Consider the following 17,668-nt stretch of genomic DNA (forward strand, 5'->3'; position numbering starts at 1 on the left):
ACGGAAAAACAAAACCCGCCCTTCTCCACCAATAACGGAAAAACAAAACCCGCCCTTCTCCACCAATAACTGACCAACTTTTCCCTTATTCACCCTCTAAAAAATATCAGCCGGATCAGCTGCTTTCAGTTTTCGCACAGCAATCGCCCCCGACACACAACACATAATAATCGTCAAGATTAAAATCGTCATCGTTTTAGTCAAGGTGATTGTCATTGGTAAACGAGTTGCGGCTTTTGTTAAACCATACAATCCAGACGCAATCACCATTCCCGGAATATATCCTAAAATTGCCAGAATAAGCGCTTCTTGAAAAACCACCATCAATAAATAACGATGGGTATAGCCCATCGCTTTGAGTGTGGCATATTCGGGTAAATGATCGGAAACATCGGTATAAAGAATTTGATAAACAATCACCGTACCAACAACAAACCCCATTACTGTCCCCAAAGTGAAGACAAAACCGATCGCGGTACTGGTTTGCCAGTAATTTTTTTCAAAATCGATAAATTCTTGCTTGGACAAAATTGTGACATCATCAGGAAACTCCTGTCTCATGTCAGTTAAAACATTTTGGATATTTGCTCCGGGTTGTAATTGAACTATACCAATATCAATTAGTCCCTTATCCCGTCGTGGAAAAATCCGCAAAAAATTAAGATCACTGGTGACAATATTTCCATCAGCCGCAAAGGAAGCGCCTAGACTAAATAATCCTACCACCCGGATACGACGTTCTTCTACTTCTGTCGTTACCTCTTCGTTTTGACGAAATAGTTGAGCAATTGAACCATATTCGGGACGAGAAGTATCATCGAATAAAACCCCATTTTCTATTTTTATCTTATTCAAATTTTGGTTAACATCAGGTAACTCTAAGACTGGATTAGCTGGATTAAATCCCAAAACCATAATGGCGCGAGTTGCTCGAGTTTGCGGATTTTTCCATAAGCCAAAATCCATATAGAGTGGACTAATAGACTGAACGCCCTCAAAACCCAAAGCTTGATATAATCGCCGCTGGGGAAAACTTTTCATGGCGATAGTTGCAGTGGATTGAGGGCTAATCAAAAAAATGTCACCTTTCAACTTGTTATGTAGGGTTACATTACTTTCAAACAAGGCATCGCGGAAACCAAGCTGCATAAACATTAAAATATCAGCAAAGCCAATTCCCGCGATCGCGACCAATAATCGGATTTTTTCGCGGCTTAGTTGTAACCAAGCAAGAGGAATTTTCATTTAAGCTTTAAGTTTTCAATTTTGTGTAGGGGCAGGTTTTACTACTATCTTTTCTGACATAACCCAAATGCAAATAAACCCGTCCCGACTAAGTTGTAAACTAATTCGACTCTGACTCAAGGAATATTTCTACGATAACTTTTGAATTAGTTAAGCCAGCAACTTTTTGGTTGTCTTCTGGACGGAGACGAATATTCACTTCCACGACTCTGGCATCAACATCAGCAGCCGGATCGGTATCCAGAATATCTTTTTTGCCAATTTGTAGTCCAATTTGGCTGACATTCCCTTGAAGTTTTTCCTCAAATGCTTTGCCTTCACTACGAATGGCAACACGTTGTCCGAGACGGACTTGGCTAATATCGCTTTCGTAGACTTCGGCAACCACTACCATCTCGTCGGTTTTTCCCAGTTCGACAATTCCTTCCCCTTCTTTAATGGTTTCCCCAGCCCAAGTATTAATATCTAAAATTCGACCATCTTCTGAAGCCCGCACGTAAGCTAATGAGTCTAAATCAGCTTGGGCTTGTTCAACGGCAGCTAGTGTACTTTCCACTTCAGCTTCGGCTTGTTTAATATCAACCGGACGAATTTCTTTAATCTCTTCTAGGCGGGCTTCTTCTTCTTTAATCCGAGCTTCTAGAATGGCGATTGTTTTATTGCGGTTGACTCGGGCTTCTTCAAGCTGTTCGTTAAGATTAGCGATGGTTTGAGCTTTGTTTGCTTCGGCTTGAATTAGATTCGCCTGTTGTTGACTGAGATTTTCTTGTGCCTCACTCAGGCGTTCTAGGGCTGTTTCCACCCTCAAACGGCGGCTTTCTAATTCTGAGGTAGAAATAGCTCCATCTTCGGCTAACTGCTGATAGCGAGCAAAGTCGTTATCAGCGTTACGTTTTTCTGCCTCGAGTCGTCTAATCGTAGCTTCTTGACCTTTAACGGTGGCTTGTTGGGCTTGAATCGTGGCTTCTTGAGCTTTGGTGGTTTCTCTCAGTTCAGTTTCTAAGCGATTAATTTTGCTCTGTTGGGCTTTTGTTTCTCCCTCTAATTCTTTATCCAGGCGATTAATGGTTTCCTGTTGGGCTTGAATTGCACCCGCTTTAGCACCTGCTTTCACTCGTTCCAGATTCGCTTGAGCAATTTCAACTTGTTTTTTAGCCAGATCGACAGCCGCTTGCAAGCGATCGCGGTTATCCATAATCGCAATCACTTGATTTTCCCGCACGCGATCGCCTTCCGAAACCAGTAATGATTTCACTACACTAGCGCCCTCCAGCGATGTGGGAGCGGATATTGTGATTACTTCGCCAGCGGGTTCCAAGCGTCCTAAGGCAGTTACAGCTTCGATTGCAGGTGTCGCCGTCGGCTGTGAATTTGATTGAGTTAGACGCAGTTGAGTCTGATTTAGGCTGTAAACCGCCGCCACTCCAGTCGCCAGAGTTCCACCCACAGCCAGCGCGATCGCCCAACGAGTTATTGGTTTTGAAAGTAGTCCTTCGTCCATCCCTGGTTTATACCCCATATCGTCCTAAGATAAATAGGATTAATCTCTAGAATTCGCGCCCCTCCTTCAGTTATAGACGCTAGGAGTAAGACACGTCTAATAGGATGGGGGAGCTGGGGAAGCAGAGGGAGTTGGGGGAGCAGGGGGAGCAGGGGAAGCAGGGGAAGCAGGGGGAGCAGGGGAAGCAGGGGGAGCAGGGGGAGCAGGGGAAGCAGGGGGAGAATAGGCGTTCCGATGAAACATCTTTTGTAGGGGCGGGTTTTACTACTAACATTTCGTTTTCACCCTGATGTAACAAAACCCGCCCCAACCTAACCGTTCAATTATCGCAAATGACAAATGACCAATGACAAATGACGAATGACAAATGACGAATGACAAATGACAAATGACGAATGACAAATGACAAATGACAAATGACAAATGACGAATGACAAATGACAAATGACGAATGACAAATGACGAATGACAAATGACAAATGACAAATGACAAATGACGAATTACACCGATGGCAAGTCAAACAATACCGTTGTCATATAATACTCTGCCCAATCCGTACCAAAGGCTTTTTCTAACACACGACGGGTTTTATCATTTTTCTGCTGCTTGGTGCAATAATAATGCTGACCCGCTAAAACTTCTGCTTGGTCTTCAGCCGAAATCGGTGTCGCATTAACCGCCTGAGTACAATGAATTTGCAGAAAATTCTCTACTCGCGATAAAAATTGGTGTTCCTCTTCCGGGGTGTTGGGTCGAATAAAAATGCAAAATTCAGAGAAAATATCGCCCCACTCTGGTAACTCCCGGACGTCTTGGAAATGAGGAGTTGGTAAAGCTTGTAATGGTTGGCGGTAAATGTCAGGTAAGATACGCTGAGCATTCACTGGAGAAAGGTCTGCGATCGCGGCACTGATTTTCCCGCGTCCGCCAACTAAATCACAGCCAAACATGGGTAGATTATACTCTGGACGGGGAAACATGACACAGTGGAGGATATCGAGCATTGTTCCCACTTTTGCCAGTTCCAAGTGCAGTTTGCGAAACTGTGGCGTCTGATAACAACGGTTTTCAATCGTAAGTTTCTCCCCCTCTAGACGCCCCTCTACATAACCCAACTCAGCGGGTAGCTGATAGGGCGACAAATCCAGGTAACGCCGCCAGTTAGCTTCAATACAGTCGGCTAATTGGTGGATGAGGGGGTGTTGTTGCTCTCGCAGGGAAGGCTTGGTGGTTACTGACATTCCTTGAACCTAAACAATTAACGCTAAACCAGGCAGGATCGGGTGGTAGATGTAGATATAGGATATCAGCTTCTGATTCCGTTAAGATCGTCACAATCTTAATCTGCCTGCTTTTTATCGTTACCGAACATGGCGCGTTTTAGCTTAATCCCTGTCTCTTTCCACTCATAGGTTGTAGCATTTGTCAACCGCGATCGCACAGCGTAGATATCGTAAGGGTAGGGCTTTGATACAATGAATAGAAATTCCGTAAGCTACTTTCTTTGACGTAATGATAATGAAATATCCCCGAATTCACAAAGCTAAAGCCGCTAATGATACTACTTTAATTGTTGAATTTACCAATCAAAAGATTAAAAAATACGATATTCGTCATCTTTTAGATATCCCCATGTTTTCTCCACTCCGGCAACCCGCTTTGTTTAAGAATTTTAAGGTTGAGCGAGAGGGATATGGAATTGTCTGGAATGAGGAGATTGATATTAGCGAGTATGAGCTCTGGAAGAATGGTGTGATGGTGGAGAGCGAAGACTTAGCTGATGTAAGGTGGCTCGAAGAACCCGGAAATCCCGTTAGCGATTATGGATATCCCCGACTTGCTACAGATCCTTTGCTAGATCAGGAAGTCAGAAAGAATGTCAATATAAGTAAGCAGAGTTGATCGGAGTAGACGAGTATGTTTGGCTTAGGATGGCCCGAAGTAGCGATTATCGGAATTGTCGCTCTAGTAATTTTCGGTCCCAAGAAGATCCCTGATATGGGTCGCGCATTAGGAAAAACGCTTAAAGGTTTTAAAGAAGAGATGAATACTCCAACTTCTGAGGAGGATGACGCTGACTAGAGTTTAGCTGTCCATCCTCCATTTTATGACGTATGAATAAGGGCGGGTTTTGTGCTTCATTTATGAGTAAGCTAGGGCGGGTTTTGTTGTTCAGTTATTTCTGGATAGCTGATTGTAGTTCCTAAACCCGCCCCTACAATTGGGGTTCGCACCCGCCGCCATTGGTGCCAACTTAACGTGAAAAGTAGGAGGTGTAGGGGCGGGTTTGACGGATAACTTATGGCAACAAACCGATAACTTAACTAAACCCGCCCTTCTGGGGAAAGCAGAGGAAGTAAAGATACTTTCGTTACCAAGTTCGATAACGAAATGCCTCGGTTGAATTATTGAGCCGAAGACTTAATTCGAGCCATTTCCGCCATCTCTCTTGATCGGTAATTCTGGAGTCTCCATTAAATCAGTCATCGCTTCAGTCAAGGCTTTGGGGTCCATGAATACGATTTTGGAGTTGCTACTTTCTCCCAATTTCTCGTTCGCTTCTACATAACGAGTGGCAATCAAATACTTGAGTACATCTTGACTGTTCGGCTTTTCGAGCAGCGCTTTTGAGATCATCTCTAGGGATTTTACTGTCCCCTCCGCCTGAGCGATCGCGGATTCTCTTTCCCCCTCTGCCTCATAAATCGCCGCTTTTTTCTTACTTTCTGCGGCTCGCTCCTGTTCCAAGGACTCTAACACAGTCAGAGGGGGTTTAATTGCTTGGACTTCCACACGGATGACCTCTACCCCCCAGCTATCGGCAGCTTCCTTGAGGTAAACAGACAAATTCTCATTGATCTCAGAACGGGATGAATAGGTTTCATCTAAATCCATTCTGCCAATCTCTGACCGTAATGTCGTGATCACTAAATTTGTAATTGCCTCTTTGACATCTTCAACATCGTAGTAGGCTTTATAGAGGTTGTTGATTCTCCAGAACACCACCGCATCGACTTCCACAGAAATATTGTCTTTCGTGATTGCCTGTTTAGGTTCAGTATCTAAGACTTGTTCACGGGTCGTTTCCTCTACAGCAATGCGCTCAGTCACCAGCCAAACCTGTCGGAGCCCGGGTTGTAGGGTTTTCTTATATTTCCCGAATCGTTCAACGATCGCCTGATTGCCCTGATTGATGACTTTGATTGAACCGAGATAGTAGCCGCCGCCGATTAAAAACAGTGCGAAAAAATATGAAAGAAGAGATCCCATGTTTTTAGACTCTCATTAATTAATAAGGATAAGGCGCGGATTAGGAATGCCTAGTCTTGACCAACCCAGGTTTTCCTCCAGCCGCTTTGTCTGGCAGCAAGTGTTACAGACTATTTACTCTCAGGCAAGACACCAGATAAAGAGGGACAATACCCACTACCAGTGAAACATCCTTAGCTCATGCCAGAATGAGACGCTAGATTTAACCTGATTATCTCAGCATTTTAGCGGAATTTTAGCAAAATTTTGCCATTGGCATAAACCCGATGCCCTGTAGCTGCTAGGTTAACAAGAGAAATATGTCCATAATCGACCTGTGAACCGTCTTATTCAACAAATCCAATCCAGCTTGCTCAATCTCCTTGGCTCTGCTATTGAGGTTTTGCCCGGACTTATCGGCGGAGTGATCATTCTCCTGTTGACTCGCTACGCCGCCGAAGGTGCCCAGCAAGTCACCACTAAAATAGGAGAGCGTACAATCCGCAACTCATCGCTGCAACTGCTGCTGGCGAAAGTAAGTTATGTGACAACGTGGGTTCTTGGCATTTTAGCCGCTAGTGTTATTGCCTTCCCCGGCTTACGGCTAGGTGACATTATCGCAGCGCTGGGGTTGGGTTCAGTCGCTGTTGGTTTTGCCTTTCAAGATATCTTCAAAAACTTCTTAGCTGGAGTGCTATTACTGGTACAAGAACCGTTTCGTCTCAATGATCAGGTGATTATTGGTGACCACGAAGGAACGGTGGAGCGTATTGACATCCGTACCACCCAAATTCGTACCTATCAAGGCGAACGAATTCTCCTGCCGAATGCAACGGTATTTACCAGTGCGGTGCAAGTCAGAACCGCCTATGGACGACGGCGAACGGATTTAGGTGTTGGAGTTGACTACAATACCCCCTTGTCTGAAGCGGCTGAACTGCTTGAGAAAACCATTACTCAGGTGGAGGGTGTCTTGTCCCAGCCCTCACCAGAAATCGATTTAGTCAGCTTCGGCGACAGTTCCATTGATTTCGTTGTCCGCTACTGGACGTTACCCCAGCAGCAACGAGTCCGTCAGGTGCAAACTCGATCGATTATGGCGATTAAAAAAGCCTTTGATCACGCCGACATTAATATTCCCTATCCTATTCGCACGCTTTACTTCTATGACCAGCAACGGTTCAATGATTATTTACCCCCGTCCCCAGATGAAGGTTCTAACTGACAACGGTTAAGATTGAAAATGTGTATCGATACCTTTTGTTCTACAAACCCTACGATGTCTTAAGTCAGTTTACGGATAGGGAGGACTGTCCCCGTCGAACGCTCAAAGACTATATTCCGGTGTCGGAGGTTTACCCCGTCGGACGCCTTGACCGAGACAGCGAGGGATTGCTCTTGTTGACCAATCATGGACGCTTGCAGCACCGTCTCTCTAATCCGCGCTTTAGACATCCCCGTACCTATTGGGTGCAAGTGGAACGTATCCCCGATGAAGCTGCCTTGAATCAATTGCGCCAGGGTGTAGTGATTAAAGATTATCAGACCAGAAAAGCTCAAGTGCAGCGATTACCCCAAGAACCCGATCTACCCCCCCGCGATCCCCCAATTCGCTTTCGCAAGAGTGTACCGACTTGCTGGTTAGAAATCACCTTGACCGAAGGGCGTAACCGTCAAGTACGGCGCATGACAGCATCCGTGGGATTTCCCACCTTACGATTAATCCGGGTCGCGATCGCTCATCTGCGTCTGGATGGCTTACAACCCGGTCAGTGGCGTGATCTAACGCCCCCGGAACTTGTCTGTCTCCAGAAACTGGTGAAGTTTTGAGTGTTCCAGACATGATGCCAGAAGGAGGAGCGGGTTTTACCGATAACGTTTGGGAGACATCCCTTATACATTAAGGTAACTCCCTTGCCAATACTGCTCTCCTGCGCCTTTGCACTCGATCACAACTCCCTTAAAAGCTGCAACCTTTGATTCTGGCGTGGCAAACTAGATGGCAGCTAGCTTATAATCCCAGCCTTAGAAACCCGATAGGAATTGAGGAAGTTCCGTTATGTTAATTTGTCCCCAGTGTCATTTTGAAAACCCGAATACTCACAAATTTTGTCAGCGATGTGGAACTTCCTTGATCCATAAGGTGTGTCCTGAATGCGATACCCAAGTTCCCGTTAATGCTGAAACCTGCCATAATTGCGGTGCGTTTACGGGAACAGTTTGGTGGGCAATGATTGCCAAAGAGCCAGAGTATGGCGTAACCTCAACCCCTGATCCAGAAGGTTCCTCAACTAATTCTGAGTCAATCGCTAGCCCTGCGGATCTAGAGTCATCAGCCCAGGGGACACAAACGAAGGAAAGTGAAGTAACGTCTGCCGAAATTCCCGATGATGCCAAAACCGATTCTGAGGCTTTTTCTCAGGAAACGGATCAACCCGAAACGGCAAAGAGTCAGACGTTGATGGCACAATCAACGGTTGAACCAGATCCAGAGACTCAAGCCTCATCGACAGCGACGTCTGAGGCAAGTTCTGCTTACAATGTTCACTCAATCGCCTATCTGGATGCTCAACAACGTTACCGACTCATCGAACCCCTAAATCCCGACACCTTAGCGGATGCCCCCGCCGGATCGGAAACGTTTGTCAAAGTGTTGGACTGCCAGCCCTTTCAGAAATCACTTCTGGAAGCCCTACTGGAGCAACAATCAGAGCAATCCCCGTCCCAATCTTCACCAATCCTGGGAATTCCGGCGATCGCACAACCCTATTTAGCGTTGAAACAAAACCATTATCCGACTGTGCCAGAGGTTCATGATGCATGGCAGCAGGATAATCAATCAGTGATGTTGCTCGAAGATCGCTCAAGCTGGCAGCTTCTCAGTGACTTGTGGGGAAGTGAAGCGTTATCGACCTTAGAGCTATTGTATTGGCTCGATGAAATGGCAAGACTTTGGCAGGCACTTGAACCTTGGAATTGTTGCCAAAGTCTATTAGAAATTACCAATTTACGAGTCGATGAAGACCAGGTGTTGGGGCTAGAGCGCCTCTATCCTGATCCTGAAGATGAACCACCTCTGTTAGAGGATTTAGGGCAAATGTGGCGGCTGTTATTTAACCAGTCACAACGGACTCAACTGACCTCATTGGGGACAGTATTTCGGCAGATGTGTACCCAGGAAATTACCACGATTGACCAATTGCGATCCGAATTAGAAGCGATCGCTCACGCTGAAGAAGAAGCACAAGAAGAACAAGCAACGGCAGTTACCTTAGATATGGCTGAACCCTTGTCTGAAGAAGCGATGAGTTTTCTGGAAATGCCCACAGCAGACGTGGGTAGCTACGACGATGGTGGTCCTACGGTTGTTCTACCCATGCAATTACTCAGCCTTGACGATGTTGGCTGCACAGATATTGGTCGTCAACGGGATCACAATGAAGACTGCTTTGGTATTCAGGCGCAGGTGAAAAAGCACGAAACCCCCATAGGTCGAACCTTAGACGCTCGCGGTCTTTATATTCTCTGTGATGGAATGGGTGGACATGCTGCCGGAGAAGTGGCGAGTTCTATGGCGGTGGAGAAGCTGGAGGCGTATTTTCAAGACCATTGGCAAGATGAGTTACCGACTGAAGAGACAATTCATGAAGCGGTGCGCCTAACTAACCAGGATATTTATGATGTCAACCAACAAAATGCCCGATCAGGCAGTGGTCGCATGGGGACAACCTTGGCAATGATGTTGGTTCAGAATACCAACGTCGCGATCGCCCATGTTGGCGATAGCCGTCTCTATCGGTTAACCCGCAAAGGTGGTTTAGAGCAACTCACCGTAGACCATGAAGTCGGTCAACGGGAAATGAAACGCGGCGTCGAAGAATCGATCGCCTATTCTCGCCCGGATGCTTATCAACTTACTCAAGCTTTAGGACCACGCAGCGACCAGTTTGTTACTCCTGACATCAATTTTTTGGAACTGAATGAGGATACCTTATTCGTTCTGTGTTCCGATGGGTTGTCCGATAATGAACTTATCGAGAATAACTGGCAGACCCACCTGGCTCCTTTGCTCAGTTCTCGCGCTAACCTTGAGCAGGGTATCCTACAGTTAGTTGACCTAGCCAATGAGCAGAATGGTCACGACAACATCACAGCGATACTCATCCGAGTAAAAGTGCGACCTAATTTTCAGCAACGGAGTTGGTCATGAACCCCACGCATAAATGCGGGGGCTTGTAAGACTTTATTCTTGCCACGCTCGAATATTCTTTGCAAGCCTACATGACCAGCCTAAGACTCATGAGGTCTACGTTTAGAGCAAGTGTTAAAGTTCCTACCTACGAATGCATGAACCAACAAGGAATTGAGACAATACTGCAAGGGATAGGGGAGCAGGGGTGCATGTAGAGGCGTTCCGGTGGAACGTCTGGGAGAAAAAATTAAATTAGAGCTTATGCGAGCAGTATTGGGAGGCTACCAACAGCCCTAGTCGAAGCTGTAAGTAAACCTCAATGTCCGGCTATGGGGGAATTGTATTAGTTTTATATATAGCTGTCGCCATAAAGGTTAGGACAGATTAAATGGCTGAAACAATTACGTACCAGTAAGAAACCTTTTGCCTTCTGCCCTGGAACCTTCGATCTTCTGCTATGGCAGGTGCATCGGTAGGTTCATCAAGGACTCAGAGGAATTCCTATCCTAAAAAAGGACGGGAGCGACTACCTTTAATTAAGGACTAGATTATTTTTTATGCCACGAGTACCAGTAATCCGTTTAACTAATAAACCACGGATACCAAACCGGGCTTCAAGAGCCAGAGTTTGGCTCAAAGGACTCCTGCCAATACATTGAAACAAGCCCTGTGAGTTAAGGACAAAAAACTGAGGACTATGGTCACGCTGACCCTTCTACATCCGCAGGCATCCACTCCATTACAACAGTGGAAATTCCACAACCAGTCTACAATTCGTATTGGTCGATCGCCCGATAATGACGTGATTCTAAACAATCCGTTAGTATCTCGGCATCACCTCGAATTGAGAGTCACCGTCGTCCAATCTGGACATAAGTGGCAGTTGGTTAATCAGGGAACCAACGGCACGTTTCTGAATGGAGTGCTGGTATCACGAGAGATACTCCCGCATCAGGGCTTGATTCGGCTGGCTCGAGAAGGACCGATGCTCAAATTTGAACTGAACCCGGTTTCTGTGCCAAATTCTGGCTTAGTCTCGCCAACGCCTAAATCTAAACCGTCTTGCACTCACCTGGGCAATCCTCCCGGTAATTTATTTTGTATTCACTGTGGTCAACCTTTAGTCCCTGTACAACGAGTTATCCGCCACTATCAAGTGTTACGCACTTTAGGACAGGGAGGAATGGGGACAACCTATCTCGCCTGGGATAGTACAGGCAAAATCGAGGGACGCCCCACGTTACTCGTCCTCAAAGAAATGAATGCGGATGTGGCACAAATTGCTAAAGCCCAAGAACTATTTGAGCGAGAGGCGCGTGCTTTACAAGCCCTGCATCATCCCGGAATTCCTCAGTATTATGACTTTTTTGTCGAAGGGGGTAAAAAATATTTGGCAATGGCGCTCATCCACGGACAAGATTTGGAGCAACGGATTTTGATGGCTGGACCCGTTACCCCAAATCAAGCCATTGAGTGGATGATTCAAACCTGTGATGTTCTTGATTACATCCATTCCAGCGATCCGCCCTTAATTCACCGGGATATTAAACCCGCGAATCTGATAGTACGTCATCGAGACAATAGCATTGTTGTCCTTGACTTTGGCGCCGTGAAGGAGATCGGGACAATGCCAGGAACTCGAATTGGTGCTGAAGGATATAGCGCCCCGGAACAAGACCGAGGGACTCCAGTCACTCAATCCGATCTCTATGCCATTGGTCCGACCCTGATTTTTCTGTTAACGGGGACGACTCCGCTTAAATTTTATCGCCGCCGTAGTTTGGGCTATGGATTTGATTTGTCTAAAGTTCCCACGATCACTCCCCCGTTACGGGACGTAATCGACCGGGTATGCCAACTCAAAGTATGCGATCGCTACCAAACGGCGAAGGAGCTTGCCAACGCCTTAGCCGCTTGTCGCTAGAGCTTCTGCTGGCGCGATCGCTTCGCGATTAACGGTTGTCAGGACATCTATTCTTCATCCCATGCTTCCACGGCGAGTAAGTCACCAATTGGATCTTGCATGGTGAAGCCAAATTCGATGAGTTCTTTTTTCCAGAACGACCAGTCGTCGCCATAAAGCAGGGCGATTTTCCATATACTGTCGCTGGGTTTGATTATCTTGGATTCCACGAGTGAACGCACCTGACGCTGCATTTTCACCATGGGGTGAGTAACTTGCTGAGTCATACTCTCAATTTTCTCGAAATAACTTTTGCAAATGCTTGGATCAAAAAAACGCTTCCTGTTATTTATTTTTGCCGGTTCGTAGAGTTGGCTCTCGGCAAGGAAGCATTACCCTACCCTTATAACCCATCCGAGGAGATTTACGCAACCCCTTTTTGGAAAAATGTACGGAAATCACTACCATTGCCCCTAGAATGGCTGCCGTTAAGGGAAGCAGTGTAGAGACGTAGCATGCTACGTCTGGGAGCTGGGGAAGAAAAAATTATAGCTGTCGCTATAAAGGTTAGGATTTCTTTATGGGTTAAGAGAATCTAAGTCAGTTAGCTTAGATTCTCCTATAGTTCACACCTTCTGTTCAACCGCTGTCTTCACAGCAGACTGTAACAACAGACCATATTCAATCCCCTCAACCACCGCCTGATAAGACGCTTCTAGAATATTGGCGGAGACACCCACTGTCGTCCAGCGCTGCTTGCCATTACTCGATTCCACCAGCACACGAGTTTTTGCTGATGTGCCAGCCGCACCATCCAGAATCCGCACTTTGTAGTCAGTCAGGTAAAAGGTTCCTATCTCTGGATAGAATCGCACCAGCGCTTTCCGTAACGCGGCATCCAGCGCTGACACGGGTCCATTACCTTCAGCCACTTCTAAAATATCCTCACCATTAACCGTAACCTTAATTGTCGCCATCGCATTACTGTAAGGCGTATCGATACCTTGAAGCATGTCACTGTGAACCTGAAACCCTTTCAGTTCAAAATGCTGCTGCTTCTGCCCCAGGGCGTCTCGCATCAGTAAATCAAAACTGGCTTCGGCGGCTTCAAATTGATAGCCCTCATTTTCCAACTCTTTCAGGCGTCCCAAGATTTGGCGACAGGCGGCGTCTTGTTTGTGGAGTTCATGTCCAAAACTCTTGGCTTTTGCCAGAACATTACTGAGTCCGGATTGGTCAGAAATCACAATCCGGCGCTGATTCCCCACCTGTTGGGGCGGAATATGTTCGTAGGTGAGTGGATTTCGTTCCACGGCGGAAACGTGAATCCCCCCTTTATGGGCAAATGCTGACCGACCTACAAATGCAGCATGGTCATCAGGCGCTAAATTAACGATTTCACTAATGGAACGACTGACTTGAGTCAATGTGGCTAATTGTTCCTCTTGCATACAGTGATACCCTAGCTTGAGCTGTAAGTTAGGAATCAAGGAACACAGATTCGCATTACCACAGCGTTCACCATAGCCGTTCATCGTTCCCTGAACCATACAGACGCCTTCCACTACACTCATCAACGCATTCGCCACGGCGGTATCGGAGTCATTGTGGGTGTGAATGCCCAATCGAGGCGAATGTAGAGACGCGCCATGGCGCGTCTCATCTGGTTCTGTTGTTGGTGATAACGTTGGTTCAAAACCCGCCCTGCCTTGGTTTTCAGGGTTGAGTTCTAAACGTTCGATGACATCTCGGACGATTTGACCTATTTCATGGGGTAGAGTCCCGCCATTGGTGTCGCAAAAGACTAACCATTCTGCCCCCGCATCCATAGCAGTTTTCAGGGTTTTCAGGGCGTAATCTGGGTTATTTTTATAGCCATCAAACCAATGTTCGGCATCATAAATCACTCGCCGCCCTTGACTGCGAAGGTATTCTATAGTATCGCGAATCATTGCCAGGTTTTCGTCAAGGGTAGTACCTAACCCTTCAGTGACATGCAGATCCCAAGACTTACCAAAGATAGTCACCCAATGTGTCCCTGCTGCCAAAATTGCTTGTAGCATCGGATCATCAGCCGCCGTTTTATGAGGGCGTCGCGTTGAGCAAAAAGCGACAATTTCTGCTTGGGTTAGGGGTTCTTCTTTGAGTCGCCAGAAAAATTGCACGTCTTTGGGATTCGCACCGGGCCAACCGCCTTCGATGAAGGGAATCCCTAATTGGTCGAGTTGTCGGGCGATGCGGAGTTTGTCTTCGATGGACAAGGAGAGTCCTTCACGCTGGGAACCGTCGCGCAGCGTTGTGTCGTAAATCCAGATGGGGGTTTGGGAAGTCATAAGCGAGGATAGTTGTGTAAATTGTCAAGAAATGTAAACTAGAAAAAGTAAGGGTGTAGTCACTACGATATAAATCATCAATGCCTAAAGTAACAGCTCAAGGGAAAACGTTTTCATGTGACCCAGGCAGTAATTTACGCAAAGTTTTGCTGGAGCATGGTGTAGCGCTTTACAACGGCAATGCCCAAATTATCAACTGCATGGGGATTGGTAGTTGTGGCACTTGTGCGGTTGAGGTAGAAGGGGAAGTTTCAGAAGCGAACTGGAAGGATAAAGCAAGACGTTCTCTGCCGCCCCATTCTCCCACAGCTAATCGTCGTTTAGCCTGTCAGACTAAGGTTTTGGGTGACGTGCGGGTGACGAAATATGACGGCTTTTGGGGACAAGGGGAGGATGTTGTTTGGACACCGGAAGGGAGATAGGGGAGCTGGGGGAGCTGGGGGAGCTGGGAGACAAAATTTCTATAGCCTATTACCCTGTTTACTGTTTACTGTTTACTGTTCCCTTCTCTCACCACAAAACTCCCTGCAGCAGAGCCTAAGTACATATCTTGAACAAAACTGGAGATATCGCTAGACTCAAATCTAGTGAAGGTTATCGGACATTCTTGAGTGCGCCATCGGTAAATCTTGTTTGGCAAGCCTCAACGGAGGCAAAATACTCCAGTTTATTGGTGGGAGACAGCTTGTGTCCGCAGCAGAGTGGGAAATGGAAACATTATTAGAGTATCTCAAGTACAGCCATGGCTGCGACTTGACTGGCTACAAACGTCCTAGCTTAGAGCGCCGATTCCTTGTCCGGATGCGGGAGTTAAAAATTGATAGTTATCTGGACTACTTGCACTATTTGCAGAGTCATTCGCAGGAGTCTATCCATCTATTAAACACGGTCTTAATTAACCTGACCAGCTTTTTTCGCGATCGCGCCTCCTGGGAATACCTAGCCAACGAACTCATCCCCACAATCATCGCCAGCAAACAGCCCGATGAACCGATTCGAGTGTGGAGTGCCGCCTGTGCCTCTGGGCAGGAAGTCTATAGCGTCGTTATCCTATTTGCAGAAGCGTTGGGCATCGAATCCTGTTTACAGCGCCTTCAATTTATCGCCACCGATTGGGATAAGGATGCTCTCTCTCAAGCCCGAAACGCCACGTATAAACCGAAAGACGTCAGCGAAATTCCTGCTGATCTGCTGGAGAAATACTTCGAGCAAACCGAACAAGGCTATATCTTTCATCGACAACTTCGCCGCCGGATCATCTTCGCTGATCACAACCTGGTAAAGCATGCTCCCATGTCTAAAATCGATTTGCTGGTGTGTCGCAATGCTCTAATGTACTTCAAATCGGACATTCAAATAACCATTCTGATTCGCTTTCATTTTGGACTCAAAAATAACGGCTTTCTCTTCTTGGGTAAGGCAGAGATGGTAATGACTCCCAGATCAATTTTCACACCCATTAACATCAAGCATCGGGTTTATCAGAAAGGGCTAAAACTGGAGTTAGAGGAACACTTGCAACTCTGTCCGCGATCGCGCAAAAAGCCAGCCATCGATTCTCCAGCTACCGATAGCCGCATCTGGCAAACAGCCTTTGAGACAAGTCCCGTCGCCCAGCTAGCCATAGACAGCAACCGTTGCTTAATCCTGGCGAATGCAAAGGCAAATACTCTATTTGGCTTAACCCTCAACGATCTGGGGAGTTCCCTGCAAAGTCTCCAACTTGGGCAGCTTCCGGGTTTATGCCAATCTTTTGAAAAAGTGAATCGCGATCGCAATCCTGCCACGCTGGAAAATGTAGGCTGGAAAACGGCTAATGATACAACCTATTTCAACATTTCGATCACCCCCGTTTTTAATGCGGATACTCAACTGATTTGTTTAACAGAAGTCTCCCCCCCCCCGAACAAATGTACTACAAAAGAGGGTTTGGTGACAAATGGCAAATGATGATTACTACCGTTAACTTTAATTGTGTCCACCCATTTAATCCTGACAATCAATGAATTGTATTGACTATTTCTGTAAACTTTTAGCTCGTCGAGAATATAGTGTCTTTGAACTCACGCAAAAAGCCCAAACTAAAGGCTTTGATGCCCAGGATATTACTGAATCTATTGAGAAGCTGCAACGCCTCAATTATCAATCGGATACTCGTTTTGTAGAAAGCATGATCACGTCCTATCGAGGCAAATATGGCAAAATATTCATTAAACGTAAATGCCGAGATAAGGGAATTGATTCGGAGTTCTTTGAACAAATCTGGCAGTCTCAAACCGAGGAGGAGGAAGAAGGGGGACAACTGGATGGTTTAAAAGCTAAGGTTGTGCGAAAGTATAAAATTACTGATTTTCATGATATTGATCCGAAAACCAAGCGGAAGCTATGGAATTATCTTCAGTATCGTGGGTTTAATCCGGGTGACGTGTTAACCCAGTGGCAGAGGGAACAAGATGAAGATATTGATTAAAGATTCAATTAATCAATAGTAAGTAGGCGGAAAAAAGAAAACGGTACTGTATGAATTTTTGTAATTTTCCCTGACCCTCTTACTGTTTCCTGTTCCCTGTTCCCTGTTACACACCGAGCGCAGCCGAGGTGTTCCCTAATCTCAACCGTTAACTTTAATTTTTAACACCGACTGATAAACTCGTCTCCATCATGTTCAGCGCCACAGCTAAATTCGCTTGTGTCCAAAGTAATGGGGTGGCATCACTGGGAACATAGTGATCATCTTCTCGATGATAAAGTTCCGGACATTTCAACTCGCCAAACTCGCTATCTTCTCCGGTAATTTGCCCCAGAGAACGATTGAGATAATAGATTTGTTGCTGCAAATCCTGGGGCTGTTGATGGTGCTGAAACTTAAGTCCAAAGATAATAGAAAGAATTGGATCAAAAACACACCATTGGGCTTGTTCCCCATCCGCCAATAAGCGATCGCGCTCCTCAATGCTTTCACTCCAATCCCTTGTCCGTTCTTGGGGTGGCAGTTTTTTCTTATAATTGGCGCACCAGTACGAGTCTCCTAAGTAGCGCCGGATACCATAGTCACCTTGCAGATGAGTAATAATATTATCTAAGATTTGATTTGCTGTGGTTGCTGGAACCAATTGTAACGGGTAAATCAGGAACAACAACGCTGTATCATAACGTCGATTCTTTTTCGGTTCCGGTTGGATGCATTCGGCGGGTAAAATAGTTTCTATGGTTGATTCTCCCTGGGCGATTAACTCAGTTAAAA

The 17,668-nt window shown here is 46.2% G+C and carries 16 protein-coding genes and 1 pseudogene; 10 read left to right on the forward strand and 7 right to left on the reverse strand.

Translation table 11 applies throughout. The features are described 5' to 3' along the window. Positions 1-96: 96 nt before the first annotated feature. The 3 genes from devC to RIC07_RS01980 form a co-directional block, all read right to left on the reverse strand. Positions 97-1,245, reverse strand: coding sequence for an ABC transporter permease DevC (devC, locus tag RIC07_RS01970; RefSeq protein ID WP_446393045.1), 1,149 nt, complete (start codon positions 1,243-1,245; stop codon positions 97-99). Positions 1,246-1,345: 100 nt separating this feature from the next. Next, positions 1,346-2,764, reverse strand: coding sequence for an HlyD family efflux transporter periplasmic adaptor subunit (locus RIC07_RS01975; protein ID WP_446393046.1), 1,419 nt, complete (start codon positions 2,762-2,764; stop codon positions 1,346-1,348). Between the two features lie 483 nt (positions 2,765-3,247). Beyond that, positions 3,248-3,988 (reverse strand): phycocyanobilin:ferredoxin oxidoreductase, encoded by a 741-nt coding sequence (locus RIC07_RS01980; RefSeq protein WP_446393047.1) that lies wholly within the window; start codon positions 3,986-3,988, stop codon positions 3,248-3,250. 277 nt (positions 3,989-4,265) lie between these two features. Here RIC07_RS01980 and RIC07_RS01985 point away from each other — a divergent pair, with 277 nt between their 5' ends. Further along, on the forward strand, positions 4,266-4,649 hold the full coding sequence (locus RIC07_RS01985) for a DUF2442 domain-containing protein (RefSeq protein WP_446393048.1): 384 nt from the start codon (positions 4,266-4,268) through the stop codon (positions 4,647-4,649). A 15-nt stretch (positions 4,650-4,664) separates the two neighbouring features. Next, a complete protein-coding gene (gene tatA, locus RIC07_RS01990; protein ID WP_006100800.1) occupies positions 4,665-4,829 on the forward strand; it encodes a twin-arginine translocase TatA/TatE family subunit in 165 nt (54 codons plus the stop codon). Between the two features lie 339 nt (positions 4,830-5,168). Here tatA and RIC07_RS01995 read toward each other — a convergent pair whose 3' ends face one another. Further along, on the reverse strand, positions 5,169-6,017 hold the full coding sequence (locus RIC07_RS01995; RefSeq protein WP_446393049.1) for an SPFH domain-containing protein: 849 nt from the start codon (positions 6,015-6,017) through the stop codon (positions 5,169-5,171). 316 nt (positions 6,018-6,333) lie between these two features. Here RIC07_RS01995 and RIC07_RS02000 point away from each other — a divergent pair, with 316 nt between their 5' ends. From RIC07_RS02000 to RIC07_RS02015, 4 genes are all read left to right on the forward strand, one after another. Beyond that, positions 6,334-7,221 carry a mechanosensitive ion channel family protein gene (locus tag RIC07_RS02000; RefSeq protein WP_446393050.1) on the forward strand — a complete coding sequence of 296 codons (888 nt, stop codon included), beginning with the start codon at positions 6,334-6,336 and terminating at the stop codon, positions 7,219-7,221. Positions 7,222-7,241: 20 nt separating this feature from the next. Then, the gene (locus tag RIC07_RS02005) at positions 7,242-7,826 is read left to right on the forward strand and encodes a pseudouridine synthase (RefSeq protein ID WP_446393051.1); all 585 of its coding nucleotides are present in this window, start codon (positions 7,242-7,244) and stop codon (positions 7,824-7,826) included. Between the two features lie 229 nt (positions 7,827-8,055). After that, positions 8,056-10,206, forward strand: a complete 2,151-nt coding sequence (locus RIC07_RS02010) for a serine/threonine phosphatase (RefSeq protein WP_446393052.1) — start codon at positions 8,056-8,058, stop codon at positions 10,204-10,206. 679 nt (positions 10,207-10,885) lie between these two features. Further along, complete coding sequence (locus RIC07_RS02015; protein ID WP_446393053.1) at positions 10,886-12,112, forward strand: protein kinase domain-containing protein; 1,227 nt, start codon at positions 10,886-10,888, stop codon at positions 12,110-12,112. 47 nt (positions 12,113-12,159) lie between these two features. Here the strand turns inward: RIC07_RS02015 and RIC07_RS02020 are convergent, their stop codons facing one another. Both RIC07_RS02020 and cimA read right to left on the reverse strand, forming a co-directional pair. Then, positions 12,160-12,378: a DUF4327 family protein gene (locus RIC07_RS02020; protein ID WP_446343381.1), complete on the reverse strand. Its 219-nt coding sequence runs from the start codon at positions 12,376-12,378 to the stop codon at positions 12,160-12,162. 339 nt (positions 12,379-12,717) lie between these two features. Beyond that, the gene (cimA, locus tag RIC07_RS02025) at positions 12,718-14,424 is read right to left on the reverse strand and encodes a citramalate synthase (RefSeq protein ID WP_446393054.1); all 1,707 of its coding nucleotides are present in this window, start codon (positions 14,422-14,424) and stop codon (positions 12,718-12,720) included. An 80-nt stretch (positions 14,425-14,504) separates the two neighbouring features. Here cimA and RIC07_RS02030 point away from each other — a divergent pair, with 80 nt between their 5' ends. The 4 genes from RIC07_RS02030 to RIC07_RS02045 all read left to right on the forward strand — a co-directional run bounded on the left by RIC07_RS02030 (position 14,505) and on the right by RIC07_RS02045 (position 16,894). Beyond that, positions 14,505-14,846 carry a 2Fe-2S iron-sulfur cluster-binding protein gene (locus RIC07_RS02030; protein WP_446393055.1) on the forward strand — a complete coding sequence of 114 codons (342 nt, stop codon included), beginning with the start codon at positions 14,505-14,507 and terminating at the stop codon, positions 14,844-14,846. A 128-nt stretch (positions 14,847-14,974) separates the two neighbouring features. After that, entirely contained in the window at positions 14,975-15,148 is a 174-nt protein-coding gene (locus tag RIC07_RS02035; RefSeq protein ID WP_446393056.1) for a hypothetical protein, read from the forward strand. Then, complete coding sequence (locus RIC07_RS02040; RefSeq protein ID WP_446393057.1) at positions 15,133-16,374, forward strand: CheR family methyltransferase; 1,242 nt, start codon at positions 15,133-15,135, stop codon at positions 16,372-16,374. Before RIC07_RS02035 ends, RIC07_RS02040 begins: the two co-directional genes overlap by 16 nt. 52 nt (positions 16,375-16,426) lie before the next feature. Further along, entirely contained in the window at positions 16,427-16,894 is a 468-nt protein-coding gene (locus RIC07_RS02045) for a regulatory protein RecX (RefSeq protein ID WP_446348259.1), read from the forward strand. A 154-nt stretch (positions 16,895-17,048) separates the two neighbouring features. Here the strand turns inward: RIC07_RS02045 and RIC07_RS02050 are convergent. Then, positions 17,049-17,668: pseudogene (locus RIC07_RS02050) on the reverse strand (glycoside hydrolase family 15 protein); the annotation flags it as partial.

Source organism: Coleofasciculus sp. E1-EBD-02 (assembly GCF_040218245.1).
Classification (GTDB): domain Bacteria; phylum Cyanobacteriota; class Cyanobacteriia; order Cyanobacteriales; family Coleofasciculaceae; genus Coleofasciculus.